Here is a 19,274-nt window from a genome sequence, read left to right as displayed (position 1 = left end):
CTATCCGGGCGCCATGTCGACGAACCGGCTGTAGTGGCCCTGGAAGGCCACGGTCACGTCCGCCGTGGGGCCGTTGCGGTGCTTGGCCACGATGATGTCCGCCTCGCCCGCGCGCGGCGACTCCTTGTCGTGCACGTCCTCGCGGTAGAGCAGGATGACCATGTCCGCGTCCTGCTCGATGCTGCCCGATTCACGAAGATCAGACACTTGTGGGCGTTTGTCGGTGCGCTGCTCGGGACCTCGGTTGAGCTGGGAGAGCGCCACCACCGGGACCTCCAGCTCCTTGGCCAGGAGCTTGAGGGACCGGGACATCTCCGAGACCTCCTGCTGGCGGCTCTCCACCCGGCCGGGCGAGCTCATCAGCTGGAGGTAGTCGACGATGACCAGCTTGAGGTCGTGCTGCTGCTTGAGCCGTCGGCACTTGGCCCGGATCTCCATCATCGACATGTTCGGGGAGTCGTCGATGAACAGGGGCGCGTTGGCCACCTCGCCCATGCGCCTGGCCAGGCGGGTCCAGTCCTCGTCGGTCATCAGCCCCGAGCGCATGGTGTGCAGGGGCACACGGGCCTCCGCCGACAGCAGGCGCATGACGATCTCGTTGCGCCCCATCTCCAGGCTGAAGAAGACCGCGGTCATGTCGTGCTTGATGGACGCCGCGCGCGCGAAGTCCAGGGCCAGCGTCGAGTTGTGGGTGGGGACCATCGACCGGGTGGCCAGGAACAGGTGGTCCGGATGGTCCACCTGCACGCAGCGGACCGGAACGCTCCCCACCGGCCGCACCTCGGTGACGAACCGGGAACCGATCCGCGTGTAACCGCGGTCGGCGCCGCGTTCCCGGTGCGCACGCCTCTTGCGTTCGATCCGGAAGACCTCGTTCGTGGAGCCGAAGGTGACCGTGTAGCAGGTGGAGGACTTCTCAGACCGGCCGTCGACCCGGTTGGTCGACATCCCAGTGCGGTACCCCAGGCTGTGCGCCAGCTCCCGGAAGTCGTTCGCCAGGCGCTGGCTGGTGACCGCGAACTGCACGGAGCCGGTGGCGTTCACCGTGCCGTCCGTGTCCAGCAGACCGGCGAGGAGGGCGCGCCGCTGGTCGGACGAGGAGCGCAGGTACTCCTGGGGGATGTGCTTGTCGCCCAGAACCCCGAGGGTGCGCAACCGCGCCTGGACACTGCCGTGGCTGCCGACGCACTCGCGGCACCGGCGTTGTCCGAAGCAGGGACGCCCGCAGTCGGCGCAGGAGGTGTGCGGCACAGGATCGGAGACGAAGCGCGCCTTGCCCCCGCACGGCTGCCCGCAACTGCGCACGTGAGGTAGGGAGGGCACGAACTCCGTTCCGCACACCACGCACGCGCGAGCCGCGGGCGCGGTGTCCTCCTCCGGCAGGAAGACACCGTAGGTCATGCCGGTGGAGTCGACCGGCTTGGTCACGAGTCCCTCGGCCTCGATGTTGAGCAGGACCTCGGGGTCCGTGCTGGTGACCCGGGCGGCGGTGGAGGCGCCGTCACCGAGCCAGGCGCCGAGGAAGTAGGGCGGCAGGGGCAGGTCGCGTTCGGGCAGCCCGAGCGCCTCCGCGTTGACCACCGAGTGGTTCAGCCCGCGGTCGGCGGTCTCCGTGCGCAGGGTCCGGGCGATCTCCCTGGTGGTCCGCACCCCGGGCAGCACGCGGGGAACGGTGCCCCCGGCCCCGGCCTCCTGGGCCGCGCGTCGCGAGGCTCGCGTGTGGGTCAGCCACTGGTGCTCTCCGTCGGCGACCACGGTGGTGCCGTCGTCGAACACGACCTCGAAGCAGGGACGCCCGGTCATCACCTCGGTGGCGGCAACCACCTGGGTGGGGGTCCCGTCGGCGGCGATCAGCTCGGCGCCGACCTCCACCTCTCCCATGGTGGTCCATCCGTCGGGTGTCGGGAGGGGGGTGTCCAGGGCCAGCGCCTTACCCACGGCGGGGCGGGCGGCGATGATGACCATCTGGCCGGGGTGGAGGCCGTTGGTGAGGGCGTCGAAGTCGGCGAAGCCGGTGGGCACGCCGGTCATGGTCCCGTCGTGGGCACCGATCGCCTCGATCTCGTCCAGGGCGCCCGGCATGATGTCGGCCAGCGCGACGTAGTCCTCGCCGGTGCGCTTCTCCGCGACCTTGTAGATCTCGGCCTGGGCGTGGTCGACCAGGTCGTCCACCTCGCCGTCGCCGGCGTAGCCGATCTGGGCGATGCGGGTACCCACCTCGACCAGGCGGCGCAGAACCGCACGGTCGGAGACGATCTTGGCGTAGTAGCCCGCGTTGGCGGCGGTCGGGATGGCCTCGGTGAGGGTGTGCAGGTAGAGGGCGCCGCCGACCCGGGTGGCCTCGCCGCGCTTGGTGAGCTCGGCGTTGACCGAGATCGTGTCCACGGGCTCGCCGCGGGAGAAGAGGTCGACGATGCTCTCGTAGATGATCTGGTGCGCGGGGCGGTAGAAGTCCGCGGAGCGGATGATCTCCACGACCTGGGTGATGGCGTCCTTGGACAACAGCATGCCGCCGAGCACGCTCTGCTCGGCCTGGATGTCGTGGGGCGGGGTGCGCTCGTATCCGCCTTCTTCAGGTGGCTGCTCAGCGACACTCACGAACGCTCCCCCGGGACGGCACTTCCGTCGACCCGGGAACGGGCCGACCCTTCCAGGATGCCCCATGGCGGACGCCGGAGGCGCCTCGGCCGGAGGTTGTGGACACGTCCCTTACCACCATGTCCGGTGCCCCGCAGGACATCCCGAACCGAGGTTGTGCACATCACCTGTGGATAACTTTGCCGCGACCTCTGTATATAGCTTTTGACCTGCAAAAACACAGGATGCAGTCAGGGGGTGCAAGATGCCTCACAGGGCGTGTTTCCACAAGTTATCCACAGGCTTCGGCCGGGGTGTGGACAACTCCACACCCGCGTAGAACGCGTGTCCGATACTGTGTGCTGGTCATGCCACAACTGCTTTCGGCCGCCCCTTTCCGGCACCGCCACGACCGCGAGATCCTCGCCCTGGCGGTCCCGACATTCTTCGCGCTCATCAGTGAGCCCCTGTTCCTGCTCACCGACTCGGCGATCGTCGGCACCCTGGGCACCGAGGCGCTGGGCGGCCTGGGCGTGGCCGGGCAGGCGCTGCTCACGCTCGTGGCCGTCTGCGTCTTCCTCGCCTACGGCACCACCGCGGCGGTCTCGCGCAGGTTCGGCGCGGGCGACGTCCGCGGGGGCGTACGGGACGGAGTGGACGGGCTGTGGCTCGCGGTCCTGCTGGGCCTCGCGGCCGTCGCGATCGGCTGGCCGCTCGGCCCGGTGCTGGTGGAGGCGCTGGGCGCCTCGCCCGACGTGGCGCCCTACGCCCTGACCTACCTGCGCGTCAGCCTGCTCAGCACGCCGTTCCTCCTCATCGTCATGGCGGGTACCGGCGTACTGCGCGGCCTCCAGGACGCCCGGACCCCGCTGGTGGTGGCGGTCTGCTCCTACGTCGCCAACGCGGTCCTGTGCGCGGTGTCCGTGCTGGTCCTGGACTGGGGAGTCGCGGGTTCGGCCTGGTCCACGGTGCTCGCCCAGGGCGGGGGCGCGTTCTGGTACGTGGTGATGATCGCGCGCGCCGCCCGGCGCGAGGACGTGTCGCTCATGCCCACGACGGCGGGCCTGCGCGCCTCGGCCTCGGCGGGGTTCGCCCTGTTCCTGCGCAGCGTGTCGATGCGCGTGGTGGCTCTGGTGACCACGGCGGTGGCGGCCCGGCTGGGCGACGCGTCGATCGCCGCGTACCAGGTGAGCCACAACATCTGGGCGCTGCTGGTGTTCGCCATGGACGCGATCGCCATCGCCGGGCAGTCCATCGTGGGCCGCTACCTGGGCGCGGGGGACGTCCAGGGCACCCGGGACGCCACGCGGCGCATGGTGGAGTGGGGCGTGGGACTGGGCCTGGTCTTCACGGCGGTGGTGTTCCTGGTGCTGCCGTGGGCGTGGGTACCGTTCACCTCCGACCCCGAGGTGCGCGTCCTGATCACGGCCTCGCTGGTGGTGGTCGCGCTGTTGCAGCCGCTGAGCGGGGTGACCATGGTGCTGGACGGCGTGCTGATGGGCGCCGGGGACCAGCGCTACCTGGCATGGGCGTCCCTGTGGACGATGCTGGTCTTCCTGCCGTTCGCCCTGGTCCTGCCGCGGCTGGCGGACGGTCCCGTGTGGGCCCTGGTGAGCCTGTGGACCGCCTTCGGGGTGTGGATCCTCGCGCGCGCGGTCACCCTCGGGTTCCGGGCCCGCAGTACGGCCTGGCTGGTCACCGGCGCGTACCGGCCCTGACCAGGGGCCCGCCACGGCGTGGCCGTGGCGGGCCCGGCGCCTGTGCCCCTCGGTGAACCGGCAGGGTCACGTGAACGTGTCGCGCTCACCGACGGCGGGTCCGTGGCGGTAGGGCGCCACCTGCTCGCCCCTCGGCACGTCGGGGTAGGTGGGCAGCTCGTCGGGCTCCGGTGCCGCGACCGCCGCCCCGCCCGGGTGGGCGAGCTGCTTCCGCATCATCCGCCTGACGTCGGAGCGGAGCTGGGGAAGCGCCGAGTAGAGCTTGTCGCCGGGACAGCCCGTCGTGTTGAAGTCGCGGTGGCCGACGATGGCCTCGTCGGGGTCCAGCCGGTAGGCCAGGCACAGCCAGGCGCAGGTGTCCGCCAAGGACGCCAGCAGGACCGCGGGCGGGACCGCCGAGGTGTAGGTGCCCTCGTTCTCGATGCCGATCGCGTGCTCGTTGTGGTTGGCGGTGTGCGCGCCGAGCACGTGGTGCCCCGCGCTGACGGCACGGAGGCTCTGGTCGCGTCCCTCCATGATGTGCCCGCCGCGGCTGATGGTGAACTGCTGCCCCATGTCGCTCCACCCGTTGGTGTCCATGTGGTACCGCTGGATGGAGCGCGACAGCGACGCGGCGTGCGAGGTCGAGGTGTCGGACGCGTTCGCCGTGGCGGTGTGGTGCACGACGATGTGCGTGGGTCCGCGGCCCACGACCTCGATCTTGTTCTTCGGGGCGCGCGCCCCCCAGTCGGCGCGCGTGTACACCTTGGGTCGTGTGGCCGCGGAGGCCCGGTCCGCGACGGGGACCCCCGTGATCCCGCCGAGGAGCACTCCCCCGGCGGCGAGGGCGGTTCCCCGCAGAACGGTCCTGCGGTCCACGCGTGTGTGTCGGCCCGGCTCGTCTCTTCTTTCCACGGTCATGGCTCTACGTCCTCTCCGTGCTGGGTGGTGCAACGTACGACACCAACACAGAGAACACGATAGATTACAAAGAGTAATCAAAGGGTTGTCTGTTGGCCAGGCGTGTCAGGAGACCTCCGCGAGATCGCGGGCCGTCTCCGATGACGCCGGACTCGCGACGGGGGTCCGGAGGCGCGGAAACAGCGGGGCCCCGCCTCCCTGGGGGAGACGGGGCCCGACAGTGCACGGCGTCGGTCAGGAACCGACGACGTCCAGCTTGATCGTCGCGGAGACCTCGGGGTGCAGGCGGACCTGGACCTTGTGGCTTCCGACGGCCTTGATCGGGTTCTTGATCTCGATCCGGCGCTTGTCCAGCTCGGGACCACCGGTCGCCTTGACGGCGTCGGCGATGTCCGCGGGCGTGACCGAGCCGAACAGGCGGCCACCCTCGCCGGCGCGCTGCTTGAGGCGCACGGTGAGCGCGTTGACGCGGCCCGCGACCTGCTGGGCCTCGTCCAGCGTGCGGATGTCACGCGCGGAGCGCGCGCGCTGGATCAGGTCGATCTGCTTCTGCCCGCCGCGCGTCCACCGGATGGCGAACCCACGGGGCAGCAGGTAGTTGCGACCGTAGCCGTTCTTCACCTCGACGACATCGCCGGGGGCTCCGAGACCGTTGACCTCGTGGGTCAAAATCAGCTTCACGACAAAAACCTCCCTCGGATATCGCCGTTAGCGGGCGGTGCTGGTGTAGGGCAGCAGGGCCACCTCGCGCGCGTTCTTGATCGCGGTCGCGACGTCGCGCTGGTGCTGGGTGCAGTTACCCGTGACGCGGCGGGCGCGGATCTTGCCGCGCTCGGAGATGAACTTGCGGAGAAGCGTGGTGTCCTTGTAGTCGATGTAGGACTGCTTCTCCTGGCAGAAGAGGCAAACCTTCTTCTTGGGCTTGCGCGCTGCCGGCTTAGCCATCGTGGTGCTCCTTCGCAAGAGCCCCGGGGTCCTCCCGGGGATGGTCTGATGTGGAAAGGGGTCTGGCGCCTCGGGGCGCCGGACGGGGTACTGCCGCGGCTAGAACGGGGGCTCGTCGGAGAAGCCCCCGCTTCCGCCACCGAAACCGCCGCCGCCACCGCCGCCGTTGGTCGCCCACGGGTCGTCGGCCGGGGGACCGCTGCGGCCTCCGCCGCCCTGCGACCCGCCGAAGCCGCCGCCCTGGTTCCCGTAGCCGCCGCCCTGCTGGGGCTGGCCGCCGCCGAAACCGCCGCCACCGCCGCCACCGAAGCCGCCGCCGCCACCCTGGCGCTGCGACTTGGTCACCTTGGCGGTGGCGCTGCGCAGGGCCGGGCCGACCTCGTCGACGTCGATCTCGAAGACGGTCCGCTTCTCACCCTCGCGGGTCTCGTACGAGCGCTGCTTCAGTCGGCCCTGCACGATGACGCGCATGCCGCGCTGAAGGCTCTCGGCCACGTTCTCCGCGTACTGCCGCCAGACGGTGCAGGTGAGGAACATGGACTCGCCGTCCTTCCACTCCCCCGACGCGCGGTCGAAGGTGCGGGGCGTCGAGGCCACACGGAAGTTGGCGACCGCGGCTCCACTGGGAGTGAAGCGCAGTTCAGGGTCGTCGACCAGGTTGCCGACGAGCGTGATCTGGGTTTCGCCTGCCATGGATGGGCTCCGGTTCGAGGTAGTCGGATCAGGCGGTTTCGCCTGTTCCCCCGATCATCCGCGCCACCACTGACATAACGATCAGGGCCGGGCGGAAGTCGGGGCGGGGGGCGGCGGCGGGGTGCCGCCTAGTGGACCTCGGGGCGGAGCACCTTGGTGCGGAGCACGGCCTCGGCGATACCGAGCTGGCGGTCCAGCTCCTTGACCGTGGCGGGCTCGGCGGTGAGGTCGATCACCGCGTAGATGCCCTCGGCGTTCTTGTCGATGTCGTAGGCGAGACGGCGCTTGCCCCAGATGTCGACCTTCTCCACCGAGCCGCCGTCGTTGCGGACGACACCCAGGAAGTTCTCCAGCGACGGGGCGACGGTGCGCTCGTCGAGGTTGGGGTCGAGGATGATCATGAGTTCGTAACGACGCATAGGCGTACGTTCCTCCTCTGGACTGTCGCGGCCATGGAATCTCCATAGCAGGAGGGCAGGAGTCCGGGACGGGTTCCGCGCCGCGGGGGCGGGCGTCGCGCGGACTCTGAGCCATACGGGAACCAAGATTACCAGCAGCCGCGCACCTCCCGGTGCGGTCTGTGGACGGGCCCGGGTGCACGTGGAGGGGGCCGGTGCGCTCCACGCGCACCGGCCCCCTCACCCATCCGGAACCGGGTCAGTCGTTCCGGCCGAGGATGATCATCCTGTTGGCGTCGCTCCCGGCCTCGTTCGCCCGGAAGGGCCAGCCGCCCTGGTCGCCGCCTTCCTGCTCCGGGTCCGTGGCGTCGCCGCTCGGCTCGGTGTCCTCACACCCGGGCCGGGGGAAGCCACCGCATTCGTCCGGGCCTCCCGGGCCCGGGCTCTCCGGGCAGTCCCGGCCCATTCCGGGTTCGCAGGGCTCCTCGGTCTGCTGGTCCTGGCACTGCGGGGAGTCGGGCATGGCCGGGTCGCACTCCGGCGGGCTCTCGCTCGGGGACTCCTCGGGAGAGGGCTCGTCGGTGGGCTCGTCGCTCTCCTCCGCGCTCGGGGACGGCGTGGGCACGAAGCTCTGTTCCGTGCCGACGTAGGCGGGCGGCGGGAACTGCGCCGGTTCGACGCCCTCCATGGCCGTGATCATGAACTCGCGCCACACGTTGGCCGAGGTGGTGCCACCGAAGATCTCGCCCGCGGTCTGGCCGTCGAACTCCAGGGGCTGGCTGGCGTCCGCACGGCTCAGGCCCACCGCGGCGACCAGCTGCGGCGTGTAGCCCACGAACCACGCGGAGACCGCGTCGCTGGAGGTACCGGTCTTGCCCGCGACGGGGCGCCCGTCGGGCAGCGCGGCCTTGTCACCGCCGCCGCCGGGCTCGACGACCTGGGTCATGGCGTAGGTGACGTCGGCCGCGACCTCCGAGGTGACCACCTGCTCGCCGTCCTCCAGCAGGTCGGCGTCGTCGGGCGGGACGACCTGACCGTCGGCGGTGCGCAGCTCGGTGACCATGTGCGCCGGGCGGTGCACGCCCCCGGCTGCGAAGGTGGAGTAGCCCTCGGCCTGGTCCAGCGCGCTCACCTGGTGGGTGCCCAGCGCGATGAGCGGCCCCTGGGCCGAGGTCGTGGTCTGCTCCTCGGCCACACCGGCCCGGACCGCGAGCTCGTCCACCGTGGCCGGGCCCAGCCTCGACGCCAGCTCCACGAACGGGGTGTTGACCGAATGGGCGGTGGAGTAGACGAGGTCGACCGGTCCGTGGCTGGTGCCGCCCGCGTTGATGACCTCGCTCTGCAGCCCCGGGAACTCCTGGGGGGAGTCGCCGTCGAACGTGCTGTTGAGGCTGATGCCGTTCGTGAGCGCGGTGGCGAGCACGTAGGGCTTGTAGGACGAACCCGCCTGCGTCCGGTGGATCAGCGAGTTGTTGACGTCCTCGACCACGTTGTCGCCCCCGTGGAAGGCGACGATCTGCCCCGTGGCGGGGTCGACCGCGGTCAGGCCCATCATCGTGTCCTCGGGGGTGTTCGGCAGGACGTCGAAGGAGCTGCGCGCGGCGTCCATGAGCGCGGGGTCCAGCGAGGTCTGCACGACGAAGCCCTGGGTGGCGATGTCCTGGGCGGTGATCCCCTGCTCGGAGTAGCGCTCCTCGATCTCCTGGACGACCGCCTGGCGGACGTAGTCGAACTTGGGGTCGTACTCCTGCTCCTCCTCGCCCTCCTCGGTGCCGTAGGGGATGAGTTCGGGGATCTCCAGGGCCTCGGCCTCCGCCCGGGGCAGGCCGAGGTCGGGGTCGTCCTCGTGCATGAGCGCCAGCTGGTCCTGCACGTAGGGCCAGCGCTCCTCGGTGAGGTAGGTCCTGGTCCAGTCGCCCATCTCGCCCTGGAAGTTGCTGGGCATCTGGATGATGATGCCCAGGAAGGCGCCCTCGGCGTCGGTCAGCTCGTCCAGGTCCTTGCCGAAGTAGGACTGGGCGGCCATCTGGATGCCCATGGCGTTGCGGCCGAAGTAGATGGTGTTGAGGTAGGTCGAGAGGATCTTCTCCTTCTCCATCTGCTGGTTGAGCTTGATGGAGATGAAGATCTCCCGGATCTTGCGGATGTACTGGTTGTCGATCTCCAGGTCGCTGTAGTAGTTCCGGGCCATCTGCTGGGTGATGGTGGAACCGCCGCCCGCCTCGCCGCCGGAGAGGAGCGCGCGCCCGATACCGGAGACGCTGATGCCGGGGTCGGTGTAGAAGGTGCGCTGCTCGGCGGCGAGCACGCCGTTGATGACCGTCTGCGGGATGTCCTCGCTCTGGACCTCGACCCGCCTGACCTCGCCCGTGGTGACCGCGACCTCGGGTTCGGCGTCGCCCTCGGGGGCCCACATGATCTGGGTGGCGGACAGCTCGGTGTCCGCCTTGGCCTCCAACTCGTTCACGTTGGGGGCGGTGGCGTAGAGGATCGCGAAGGTCGCCACGCCGCCGATGATCATCAGGCCGAAGACGGCCAGGGCGGGTTTCCACGCCTTGGACAGGAAGCGTTTGAACCAGGGGCGGTCGTCCGGCTCCTCGTCGCGGCCGCGGCGCCGACCGCCTCCCCGGCCTCCCCGGCCTCCACCTCCGGCGGCGGCGCGGGAGCCGCGGCCAGGGGCGCGCCGCCCCTCGGAGCGGACGGCGTTCTCGCGGTCACGGCCGCGGTCGCGGGGGTCTCGGGGGTCGCGCGGTCCGGAACCGGCCGCCCTGCGGCGGCCGCGGGGGTCCTCGTCCGGGCGGCGGCGCTGTCCCTCGGGGCGGCGCGGGCGCTCGCCCTCGGAACGGCGGCCGGAGCGCTCGCCGTCCTGGGGGCGCCGGGGGCGCTCGCCCTCGGAACGGCGGCGGGGGCGGTCGCCGTCCGCGGGGGCGCGTCGTTGTCCCTCGGGGCGCCGGGGGCGCTCGCCCTCGGAACGGCGGCGGCCCTCGGAACGGGCCTCCTGCTCCGGGGGGCGTCGGCGGCGCGGGCGCTCGGGCCCGGCGTCGTCTCCCCAGAAGCCGTCACCGGCGTCCGGGCGGCGGCGGCCTCCGGAGGGTTCGTCCCGGGGCGGGCCGTCGGCCCGGCGCCGTCCGCCGCCGCCGCGCGAGCCGTCGGCCGGGCCGTCGGCCCGGCGACGGCCGCCATCGGCGTTCCGTCGTCGTTCGGTACTCACGTGGTCCTCGATTGCCTCTCACGGCCGGTCGGCCTGACGATTCCTTGGTGGAAACGGGGGGACGGTCCCCCTGGGGGATCGGTGATCCGCGACCTGCTTCTCGCGATGACTGGCGTGGACCGGGCCGGCGTGGCCGTGTCCAACGCTGTGCCTGTCGTTCAAGGCTTCATAAAGGACGCCTGAAGGCGGGCGGGGGTTTTCACACAGGTCGCGAAGACGTAAGCCGCTTCTTCCTCCTGGTCGTTGGCCTGCGGGAGCGACAGCCCTCGGTGCTCGGTGCCTACGGAAACGCCGCCGCGGCAGGGGCTGGGTCCGGGGGCTCTACCGGCTACGCACGCAAATCACAGGTCACGTTAGAGCGATCGAACGGTATAGCACAACCCACGCGCGAGGTTATCGCGCGTCCTGGGACACCTGGTCATGTTTCGCCGGGAAACGCCCGTTGTGCCAGTTCAGGGCAGGCAAACCGAAGGCCGACGAGCCGGCCGGGCGACAACCCGCCCGAGAGGTGTTCGGTGTCGACGCTGGTAGGGATGGGTGTGTGAGATTTTCCCCGCAGGATTCCGGGGGTTCACGGAGGGCGGCCGACGCGCGCACGCGGACGCGTGTCAGACACGTGTCACAGGTCCGGCATGCGGGCCCGCGGGTGGGCGGAGATAGAGTCAGAACTGAACAAAACAGCCAGACATGCATGTTCCCCCTGCGGTTCTCGTCGCGGGACGCGAACCGCGCCCGGGCCGTCCGCAGAGGACGGCGGAGAGGGCACGGGGGGCTCCGCGCACCGGACACCGCACGCCGAGGGCGGTGCGGGACGGTGGGTGGGAACAGAAACGCCGTGTGCGCTGCTGACCACATACGGGAAACGAACGCGGGACGACGGGACCCGGAGCCGCCGTCGGCGCGGTCCCGTCGTCGTGCGCCGTGGAATCCATGTTCGCGAACAAGAAGGAGCAAGGACCAATGGGTTCGGTACGTGTAGCCGTCGTGGGCGTCGGCAACTGTGCGGCGTCGCTCGTCCAGGGCGTGCACTACTACAAGGACGCCAACCCCGAGTCCCGGGTACCAGGCCTGATGCACGTGCAGTTCGGCCCGTACCACGTGCGCGACATCGAGTTCGTCGCAGCCTTCGACGTGGACGCCAAGAAGGTCGGTCACGACCTGGCCGACGCCATCACGGCCAGCGAGAACAACACCGTCAAGATCTGCGACGTGCCGCCGACCGGCGTCACCGTCATGCGCGGACCGACCTACGACGGGCTCGGCAAGTACTACCGCGAGATCATCCAGGAGTCCCCCGAGGACGCGGTGGACGTGGTCGCGGCCCTCAAGGCCAGCAAGGCCGACGTGCTCGTGTCCTACCTCCCGGTGGGTTCGGAGGAGGCCGGCAAGTTCTACGCCCAGTGCGCGATCGACGCGGGCGTCGCCTTCGTCAACGCCCTGCCGGTGTTCATCGCCTCCGACCCCGAGTGGGCCGAGAAGTTCACCAGAGCCGGTGTGCCGATCATAGGCGACGACATCAAGTCGCAGATCGGCGCGACCATCACCCACCGGGTGCTGTCCAAGCTGTTCGAGGACCGCGGTGTGATCGTGGACCGCACGTACCAGCTCAACTTCGGCGGCAACATGGACTTCAAGAACATGTTGGAGCGCGACCGTCTGGAGTCCAAGAAGATCTCCAAGACCCAGTCCGTCACCTCGCAGATCCCCCACGAACTGAAGGCCGGCTCGGTGCACATCGGCCCGTCGGACCACGTGCCGTGGCTGGACGACCGCAAGTGGGCCTACATCCGCCTGGAGGGGCGCGCGTTCGGCGACGTGCCGCTGAACCTGGAGTACAAGCTGGAGGTCTGGGACTCCCCCAACTCCGCGGGCATCATCATCGACGCGGTCCGCGCCGCCAAGATCGCCAAGGACCGCGGCATCGGCGGCCCGATCCTGGGTCCGTCCTCCTACTTCATGAAGTCCCCGCCCGAGCAGTACAGCGACGCCGAGGCCCACGACAAGGTCGAGCAGTTCATCTCTGACCAGCCCGGTGTTTCCGGCCAGCACGGCAGCGCTGACGAGTAGGGCGTTCAGGCGAGCGGTCCCGGCACCCGGCCGGGACCGGTTCCTCCCCGGGGCCGCCCCGGCCCCGGGCACGGCCTACCCTTGGTGCCGTGTCCTTCTTCGGTGATCTGCGCGTGGTCCTGCGGGGGCCCCGGTTCCGCCGCCTGTTCGGCACCCGGCTGGTGGCGCAGTTCTCCGACGGGGTCTACCAGGCCGGGCTGGCGGGCTTCGTCTTCTTCACCCCCGAGCAGCACACCAGCGCCGGTGCCGTCGCCGCCGCCTTCGCCGTGCTGCTCCTGCCGTTCTCGGTGGTGGCCCCGTTCGCCGGGGTGCTGATCGACAGGTGGCCCCGGCGCCAGATCCTGCTGCTGTCCTCCCTGGCCAAGGCGGCGCTCGCGGTGGCGAGCGCGTTCCTGGTGTCGGAGGGCGAGAGCCCGGCCTTCCTCCTCGCCGCGCTCCTGGTGCTGAGCGTCAACCGCTTCTTCCTGTCCGGACTGTCCGCCGGGCTGCCCTACGTGGTGGCCCGGGACAAGCTGATGATGGCCAACGCGGTCACGCCGACCAGCGGTACCGCGGCGAGCTTCCTGGGCGCGGGGGCGGGCGCCGCGATCGGGCTGCTTGGCGGCGAGGACGCCCTGGGCACCGGGCTCATCCTGTTCGTGGCCGCGCTCGGCTTCGCCGGGGCGGCGCTGGTCTCCCTCACCCTGGGCCACGACGAGCTGGGCCCGCACCTGGAGCGGGAGCCGGACGAGGTCTCGGCGGCCGTGCGCAACGTGGTGCGGGGCATGGTCTCGGGTGTGCGCCACCTCTGGGCGCGCCCGGAGGCCCGCGACGCGCTGCTCACGATCGGCGGCCACCGGGTGCTGTTCGGGGTCTCCACGCTGCTGACGCTGCTGCTGTACAACAACACCTTCACCGGCGGCGGCGTGGCCGGGCTGGCCGGTTTCTCGGTGGCGATGGGCCTGTCGGGGGCGGGGTTCCTCGTGGGCGCGGTGGCCACCCCGTGGGCGACCGCGCGGATGGCGCCGGGGACGTGGATCGCCCTGCAGCTGGCGGCGGCGTCCGTGGTCCTGGTGGTGTTCGGGCTGCCCTTCTCGCCCGTGCTCTTCCCCGTGGCCGCGTTCGCGCTGGGCTTCGTCTCGCAGGGGGTCAAGGTCACCGTCGACACGTTGGTTCAGCGACATGTCGACGACGCGTTCCGGGGGCGGGTGTTCTCGGTGTACGACGTGCTGTTCAACGCCACGTTCGTCCTGGGCGCGGCACTGGCCGCCGCGCTGGTCCCGCCGTCGGGGGTCAGCCCCGCGGTGGTCGTCGCGATGGCCGCGGCCTACCTGGCGATGGGCGCCGCCTGGGTCGTGCGCGGGCGCCGCGCCACCGCCGCCGAGGCGGAGCACGAGACCGCGTAGCGCCTTGTCGACCTGGTGACACGTCGACCCGTTGCCATGTGGTCACGTGTTGTAGTGTCCACGGGGAGACTTGTCGACAGCGGGGATGGTTCTCCATGCACAGCGGTGACGCACTGGGCGACGCCTCCAGCGCCTTCGGGCCGCGGGGGGTGGTCAAGCGCGTCGGGGCGGTGTCCCGGCAGCTGCCCGTCCGCGGCGACCGCCTGCTCGACGTGGGCTGCGGCGACGGTGTCCACACGGTCGAACTGGCCGGGGGCTACGTGCGCGTGGACGCGATCGACCTCGAACCCGAGCGGCTCGACGCGTTCGCCGAGCGCATCGCGGGCACCGGGCTGGAGGACCGGATCGGCATCCACAAGATGTCCGCCGACGCCCTGGCCTTCGACGCCAACACCTTCGACCGTGTGACCGCGTTCGAGGTGGTCGAGCACGCCGATGACCTGGAGGGCGCCCTCAACGAGGTCCGCCGCGTCCTCAAGCCGGGCGGTGCGCTCTCCCTGACCGCGCCCAACCGCTGGTTCCCCCTCGAGACCCACGGCGTGCTCTGGGGCGGTCGGCGTCGCTCGGCGCTGACCGCGCCCTTCCTGCCCTGGATCGGACCCCTGCACGCACGCATGTCGGACGCGCGCGCGTTCACCACCCAGCAGATGGGGCGCCTGCTGCGGGACGCCGGGCTGCGCGTGCGCGCCATCGACTACCTGATGCCGCCGTTCGACCGCCGCACCACGGCGTTGCAGACCCTGTCCGACACCCTGGAGGGCACCCCGCTGCGCGTGTTCGGCATGGCCATGGCGGTCACCGCGGTCAAGCCGGGCCGCTGACCCTCACAGGTGCTCGGCCGCCCAGGCGCGCAGCTCCTCGGTCGCGGCCTCCCTGCCCATCGGGCCGTTCTCCAGGCGCAGTTCCAGCAGGAAGCGGTACGCGCGGCCGACCACGGGCCCCGGCCCGACCCCCAGGATCTCCTGGATCTCGTTGCCGTCCAGGTCCGGGCGGATGCGGTCCAGCTCCTCCTGCTCGGCGAGCAGCTCGATGCGCCGCTCGATGTCGTCGTAGGAGCGCGCCAGCGCCGCCGCCTTGCGGCGGTTGCGGGTGGTGCAGTCGGCGCGGGTGAGGATGTGCAGCCGCTCCAGCTGCGCACCGGCGTCGCGGGCGTACCGGCGGACCGCGGAGTCGGTCCACTCGCCCCTGCCGTAGCCGTGGAACCTCAGGTGCAGTTCGACCAGGGTGCTGACGTCGGACACCACGTCCTTGGGGAAGCGCAGCGCGGTGAGCCTCTTGCGGCTCATCGAGGCGCCCACCACCTCGTGGTGGTGGAAGGTCACCCGTCCCCCGGACTCGAAGGCGCGCGTCTTGGGCTTGCCGACGTCGTGCAGCAGCGCCGCCAGGCGCAGCACCAGGTCGGGCTCGTGGCCCCGCTTCTCCTCCAGCTCGATCGCCTGGTCCAGGACGGTGAGGGAGTGCTCGTAGACGTCCTTGTGCCGGTGGTGCTCGTCGATCTCCAGGCGCAGCTTGGGGATCTCCGGCAGCACGTACTGGGCGATGCCCAGCTCCACCATGAGCTCGACGCCGCGGTGCGGGTCGGGGCTGAGCATGAGCTTGGTCAGCTCGTCGCGGACGCGCTCGGCGGAGACGATGGAGAGCCGGTCGGCCATGCCCCGGGCGGCATCGGCCACCTCGGGCGCCAGGGTGAAGCCGAGCTGGGCGGCGAAGCGGACCGCGCGCATGATGCGCAGCGGGTCGTCGCTGAAGGAGTCCTCGGGCCTTCCGGGGGTGCGCAGCACCTTGTCCCGCAGGTCGGACAGGCCGCCGAACGGGTCGACGAACTCCAGGCCGGGCAGGCGTACCGCCATGGCGTTGACGGTGAAGTCGCGGCGCAGCAGGTCGTCGTGGATGTCGGTGCCGTAGGCCACCTCGGGCTTGCGGGACTTGGGTGAGTAGGACTCGCTGCGGTAGGTGGTGATCTCCAGCTGGAGACCCTTCTTGCGCAGGCCCACGGTGCCGAAGTCGATGCCGACGGTCCACACGGAGTCGGCCCAGCCGTCCACGAGTTCCAGGATGCGCTGGGGCACCGCGTCGGTGGTCAGGTCCACGTCGTTGGCGGGCCTGCCGAGGAGCGCGTCGCGCACCGGCCCGCCGACGAGGGCGAGCTGGTGGCCGTGCGCGGCGAAGCGGTCGCCGAGTTCCTCCGAGACGGTCGGGAAGGAGTCCGCCAACGCCGTGATCGCCGCACGCTGCGCACCGGTCAGCGCACCCGGACCCGGTGCGTCCCCGGCGTCCGGCTGCTGGGCGGCGTCGCTCTCCCGCGAAAACTCTGTGTTCGGCACACCACGAGACTAGGCGGCGCCCGAAGCAAACCGCGAATCGTCTCCACCCCCCGGTACCGGGCCGTACACGGATCGGCGGCCGTCTCGGCGGACCGCCGCCGTTCGGTGGGGGACCCGGTTCCCCCTACACGCCGCGCGTCGGCCGCGACCCGACTCCACGCACGGGGAAGGCGGTATCTTCGAGGGAAGTGGTAGGACGCCCCGGTTGCCCCGCGTCCACCCGACCCGCGTACGCCGTGTGCGCCGTGCGGGTACTTCCGACCGTCCCCCCGCACCGCGTCACCGGCGGGACGGCCACCTGGACCCGAGTCAGGAAACCGGTCAAGCGTTGCGTCGATTTGCCTCCGCGACGGTGGTCATGGCCTTCACCACCGCGCTGCTTCCGATACCGGCCACGTCCGCGAACGCGGAGCCCGAAGGGGCGGCCGATCCGCTCGTCGTCGAGCGCGTCACACCGGACGCGGCCGACGAGGACAGCACCCTGCGGGTCACCGGCGAGGTGACCAACACCACCTCCGAGGACCTGAGTGACGTCAGCGTGCGGCTCAGCTACTCGCGGCACCCCTTCAGCGACCGCGGCGAACTGGACGAGTTCGCCTCGGGAGAGGGCTGGCAGCCCAACGCGTCGGGGCCCGACGAGGAGGTCACCGCGGCGCTGGCCCCCGAGGCCAGCGCCGCGTACTCCCTGAGCGCGCCGGTCGAGGACCTGGGCCTGGACTCCTACGGCGTGTACCCGCTGGTCGTCGAGGCCGTGGACGGGGACGGCCAGGTCATCGGCTCCCAGTACACCTTCCTCCCCTACACGGGCGGGGGGGACGACGTCCCCTCCGTCGACATCGCCTGGGTGTGGCCGCTGATGGCGCCTCCCCAGCGCGCGGACGAGAACACCTTCCTCAACGACGACCTGCACTCGTCGGTCACCGCCGACGGCCGCCTGGGCCGCCTGCTGGCCGCGGGGGCGCAGGCACCGGTGTCCTTCGAGGCCGGGGAGGAGGACCTGGTCGAGCTGCTGGGTCTGAACGAGGAGTCCGAGGAGCCCTCCGAGGGCACCGCCACCGCGGAGGAGACCGCGGAGGCCCTCCCCACGGAGGAGGCCACCGGCGAGGGCGCGGAGAACGCGGAGACGGAGAACGCGGAGGGCGAGGACGGGTCCGCCGAGGAGGTCACCGAGCGCGCCGAGGGGGTGCCGGTCACCTGGGCGGTGGACCCCGGCACGCTCGACGACATCCTGCGCATGGCCTCCTCCGGGCACTCGGTCGTGGAGGACCCCCTCGCCGTGCCCGCCGAGTCCGAACCCGTGCGCAACGACGCGGAGACCAGCGAGGCGGCCCAGGTGTGGCTGCGCGAGGCCCGCCGCGTGCTGGCCGCCGACAACGTCGTGGCCACCCCCTACGCCCGGGCCGACCTGGCCGCCCTGCTGCGGCACGACATGGGCTCCGACGCCGAGGCGGCTCTGAGGGTCGGCCAGGAGGCGGTCCTGAGGGCGCTGGAGACGGAGGCCGACGAGACCTTCGCCCTGCCCCCGAACGGCCTGATGGACCAGGGCGTCTACCAGCTGCTCGCCTCGCACGGCGCGTCCCGCTTCCTGCTGGACGAGGACGCCCTGCCCGCCGCGTCCTGGCTGTCCACGACCCCCACCGCGCAGGCCCCGCTGCCCGCGCCGGAGGAGGAGACCTCGGAGGAGCCGTTCGCGCTGGTCGCCGACGAGGGCGTCACCGACGTGCTGTCCATGCCCACCGGTGAGCCGGGCCAGTCCGAGCTCGCGCTCCAGCGCTTCGCCGCCGAGACCGCGATGATCGCGGGCGAGAACGCCGGAAGCGACCGGGTGGTCGTCGCCTCGCCGGAGCCGGACTGGAACCCCGACGCCGAGTTCGCCCGGGGCGTGCTGGCCGCCTCCGAGGACCTGCCGTGGCTGTCCCCGCAGAGGCTGGACGAGGTCGAGCTGCCCGACGCCGGTGAGCGCGAGCGGACCCGCCGGTCCCTGACCTACCCCGACAGCGCGCGCGGGGAGGAGCTCAGCTCCACCTACCTGGAGCTGGTCGAGGACGTGAGCCGGGACGTGCGCCTGTTCAACAGCGTCCTGGTCGGCGACAGAGACCCGTTCCGCCCGGCGCTGCTGCGCCTGGAGTCGGTGTACTGGCGGGAGGAGGAGGCCATGGCGGGCGCCACCCGCTCCCTGGTCGCCCAGGACGTGCAGGACCGCATGAACGACGTGCGGGTCATCCCCGGCGAGCCGGTCACCCTGGCCAGCCGGACCGGCACCACCGGCATCCTGGTCGCCAACGACCTGGAGGAGGAGACCGTCTTCGTGAACCTGTCGGTCTTCTCCGAGAACTCCGACCGCCTGAGCGTCGGCGAGTACAACCACTCCTTCGAGCTGGAGCCGGGCACCCGGACCACGGTCTACATTCCGCTGTCGGCCAGGGTCAACGGCCGCACCGTCCTCAACGTGGGCCTACAGAACTCCGAGGGTGAGCCGATCAGCAGCCAGGACGTCGAGATCCCGGTGAACGCCACCGGCCTGGGCACCCAGGCGCTGGCCATCAGCGGTATCGGCCTGCTGATCCTCGTCGCGGCCCTGGCCCCGCGCGCGCTGCGCAAGTGGGTCCGCCGCAAGGCCGCTGCCGGAACCGCCGAGACCGCCGCCGGGGCGGACCGGGACGGCGCGAACACCGCGGACTCCGCGGACGTCCCACACTCCGGGGGAACGTCCTCCGAGGACCCGTCCGAGGGCGGTCCGCCCGGAGGCGACCCCTCCGCGGCGGACCGGGACACCGCCTCCGGCACGGCCGGGGACCCCTCCCCTGCGGAGACCGCTTCCCCGGCCGCGGAAACGGGCGGGGACGAGGACGCGCCTCCGGCGGAGGAGGCCGAGGACGCCGAACGGCCGGAGGACCCCTCCGGCCCCGAGGAAGCCGACTCCCCGGCCGCGGCGTCGGGCGGCGCGGAGCGGGGCCGCGAGGGCACGGGAACATGACCCAGCGGCTCCGGAGAGGGTGACATGGCTCCCTACCGACAGGACGCCATGTCGACACACCCGCACGTCTCCATGTCGG

At 71.3% G+C, this 19,274-nt stretch carries 13 protein-coding genes; 5 read left to right on the top strand and 8 right to left on the bottom strand.

Annotated features, from left to right (window positions below; genetic code table 11):
* The gene (gene dnaB, locus FYW99_RS05540) at window positions 1-2,598 is read right to left on the bottom strand and encodes a replicative DNA helicase (protein WP_150250898.1); all 2,598 of its coding nucleotides are present in this window, start codon (window positions 2,596-2,598) and stop codon (window positions 1-3) included.
* A gap of 347 nt (window positions 2,599-2,945) precedes the next feature.
* Here dnaB and FYW99_RS05535 point away from each other — a divergent pair, with 347 nt between their 5' ends.
* Window positions 2,946-4,295: an MATE family efflux transporter gene (locus FYW99_RS05535; RefSeq protein WP_150250897.1), complete on the top strand. Its 1,350-nt coding sequence runs from the start codon at window positions 2,946-2,948 to the stop codon at window positions 4,293-4,295.
* 66 nt (window positions 4,296-4,361) lie between these two features.
* Here the strand turns inward: FYW99_RS05535 and FYW99_RS05530 are convergent, their stop codons facing one another.
* The 6 genes from FYW99_RS05530 to FYW99_RS05505 all read right to left on the bottom strand — a co-directional run bounded on the left by FYW99_RS05530 (window position 4,362) and on the right by FYW99_RS05505 (window position 10,442).
* The gene (locus FYW99_RS05530) at window positions 4,362-5,195 is read right to left on the bottom strand and encodes a peptidoglycan recognition protein family protein (RefSeq protein WP_190394564.1); all 834 of its coding nucleotides are present in this window, start codon (window positions 5,193-5,195) and stop codon (window positions 4,362-4,364) included.
* Between the two features lie 234 nt (window positions 5,196-5,429).
* Window positions 5,430-5,876: a 50S ribosomal protein L9 gene (gene rplI / locus FYW99_RS05525; RefSeq protein ID WP_013155831.1), complete on the bottom strand. Its 447-nt coding sequence runs from the start codon at window positions 5,874-5,876 to the stop codon at window positions 5,430-5,432.
* A gap of 27 nt (window positions 5,877-5,903) precedes the next feature.
* Window positions 5,904-6,140, bottom strand: a complete 237-nt coding sequence (gene rpsR / locus FYW99_RS05520; RefSeq protein ID WP_013155832.1) for a 30S ribosomal protein S18 — start codon at window positions 6,138-6,140, stop codon at window positions 5,904-5,906.
* 99 nt (window positions 6,141-6,239) lie between these two features.
* Window positions 6,240-6,833, bottom strand: coding sequence for a single-stranded DNA-binding protein (locus tag FYW99_RS05515; protein WP_061080813.1), 594 nt, complete (start codon window positions 6,831-6,833; stop codon window positions 6,240-6,242).
* A 128-nt stretch (window positions 6,834-6,961) separates the two neighbouring features.
* Window positions 6,962-7,252, bottom strand: coding sequence for a 30S ribosomal protein S6 (gene rpsF, locus FYW99_RS05510; protein WP_013155834.1), 291 nt, complete (start codon window positions 7,250-7,252; stop codon window positions 6,962-6,964).
* Between the two features lie 238 nt (window positions 7,253-7,490).
* A complete protein-coding gene (locus FYW99_RS05505) occupies window positions 7,491-10,442 on the bottom strand; it encodes a transglycosylase domain-containing protein (protein ID WP_150250895.1) in 2,952 nt (983 codons plus the stop codon).
* Window positions 10,443-11,402: 960 nt separating this feature from the next.
* Here FYW99_RS05505 and FYW99_RS05500 point away from each other — a divergent pair.
* The 3 genes from FYW99_RS05500 (at window position 11,403) to FYW99_RS05490 (ending at window position 14,715) form a co-directional block, all read left to right on the top strand.
* Window positions 11,403-12,509: an inositol-3-phosphate synthase gene (locus tag FYW99_RS05500; RefSeq protein WP_150250893.1), complete on the top strand. Its 1,107-nt coding sequence runs from the start codon at window positions 11,403-11,405 to the stop codon at window positions 12,507-12,509.
* Window positions 12,510-12,598: 89 nt separating this feature from the next.
* Window positions 12,599-13,894 carry an MFS transporter gene (locus tag FYW99_RS05495; protein WP_150250891.1) on the top strand — a complete coding sequence of 432 codons (1,296 nt, stop codon included), beginning with the start codon at window positions 12,599-12,601 and terminating at the stop codon, window positions 13,892-13,894.
* A 95-nt stretch (window positions 13,895-13,989) separates the two neighbouring features.
* The gene (locus FYW99_RS05490) at window positions 13,990-14,715 is read left to right on the top strand and encodes a class I SAM-dependent methyltransferase (protein ID WP_150250889.1); all 726 of its coding nucleotides are present in this window, start codon (window positions 13,990-13,992) and stop codon (window positions 14,713-14,715) included.
* Between the two features lie 3 nt (window positions 14,716-14,718).
* On the opposite strand, the gene FYW99_RS05485 is transcribed toward FYW99_RS05490, so the two are convergent.
* A complete protein-coding gene (locus tag FYW99_RS05485; RefSeq protein ID WP_150250887.1) occupies window positions 14,719-16,218 on the bottom strand; it encodes a CCA tRNA nucleotidyltransferase in 1,500 nt (499 codons plus the stop codon).
* A 328-nt stretch (window positions 16,219-16,546) separates the two neighbouring features.
* Here FYW99_RS05485 and FYW99_RS05480 point away from each other — a divergent pair, with 328 nt between their 5' ends.
* Window positions 16,547-19,195 carry a DUF6049 family protein gene (locus tag FYW99_RS05480; RefSeq protein WP_394350331.1) on the top strand — a complete coding sequence of 883 codons (2,649 nt, stop codon included), beginning with the start codon at window positions 16,547-16,549 and terminating at the stop codon, window positions 19,193-19,195.
* Window positions 19,196-19,274: the final 79 nt, after the last annotated feature.

It is taken from the genome of Nocardiopsis deserti, assembly GCF_008638355.1.
GTDB lineage: Bacteria > Actinomycetota > Actinomycetes > Streptosporangiales > Streptosporangiaceae > Nocardiopsis > Nocardiopsis alborubida.
Note: the sequence above shows the minus strand (reverse complement) of the source record. Positions and strands in the feature narration are given on the sequence as shown.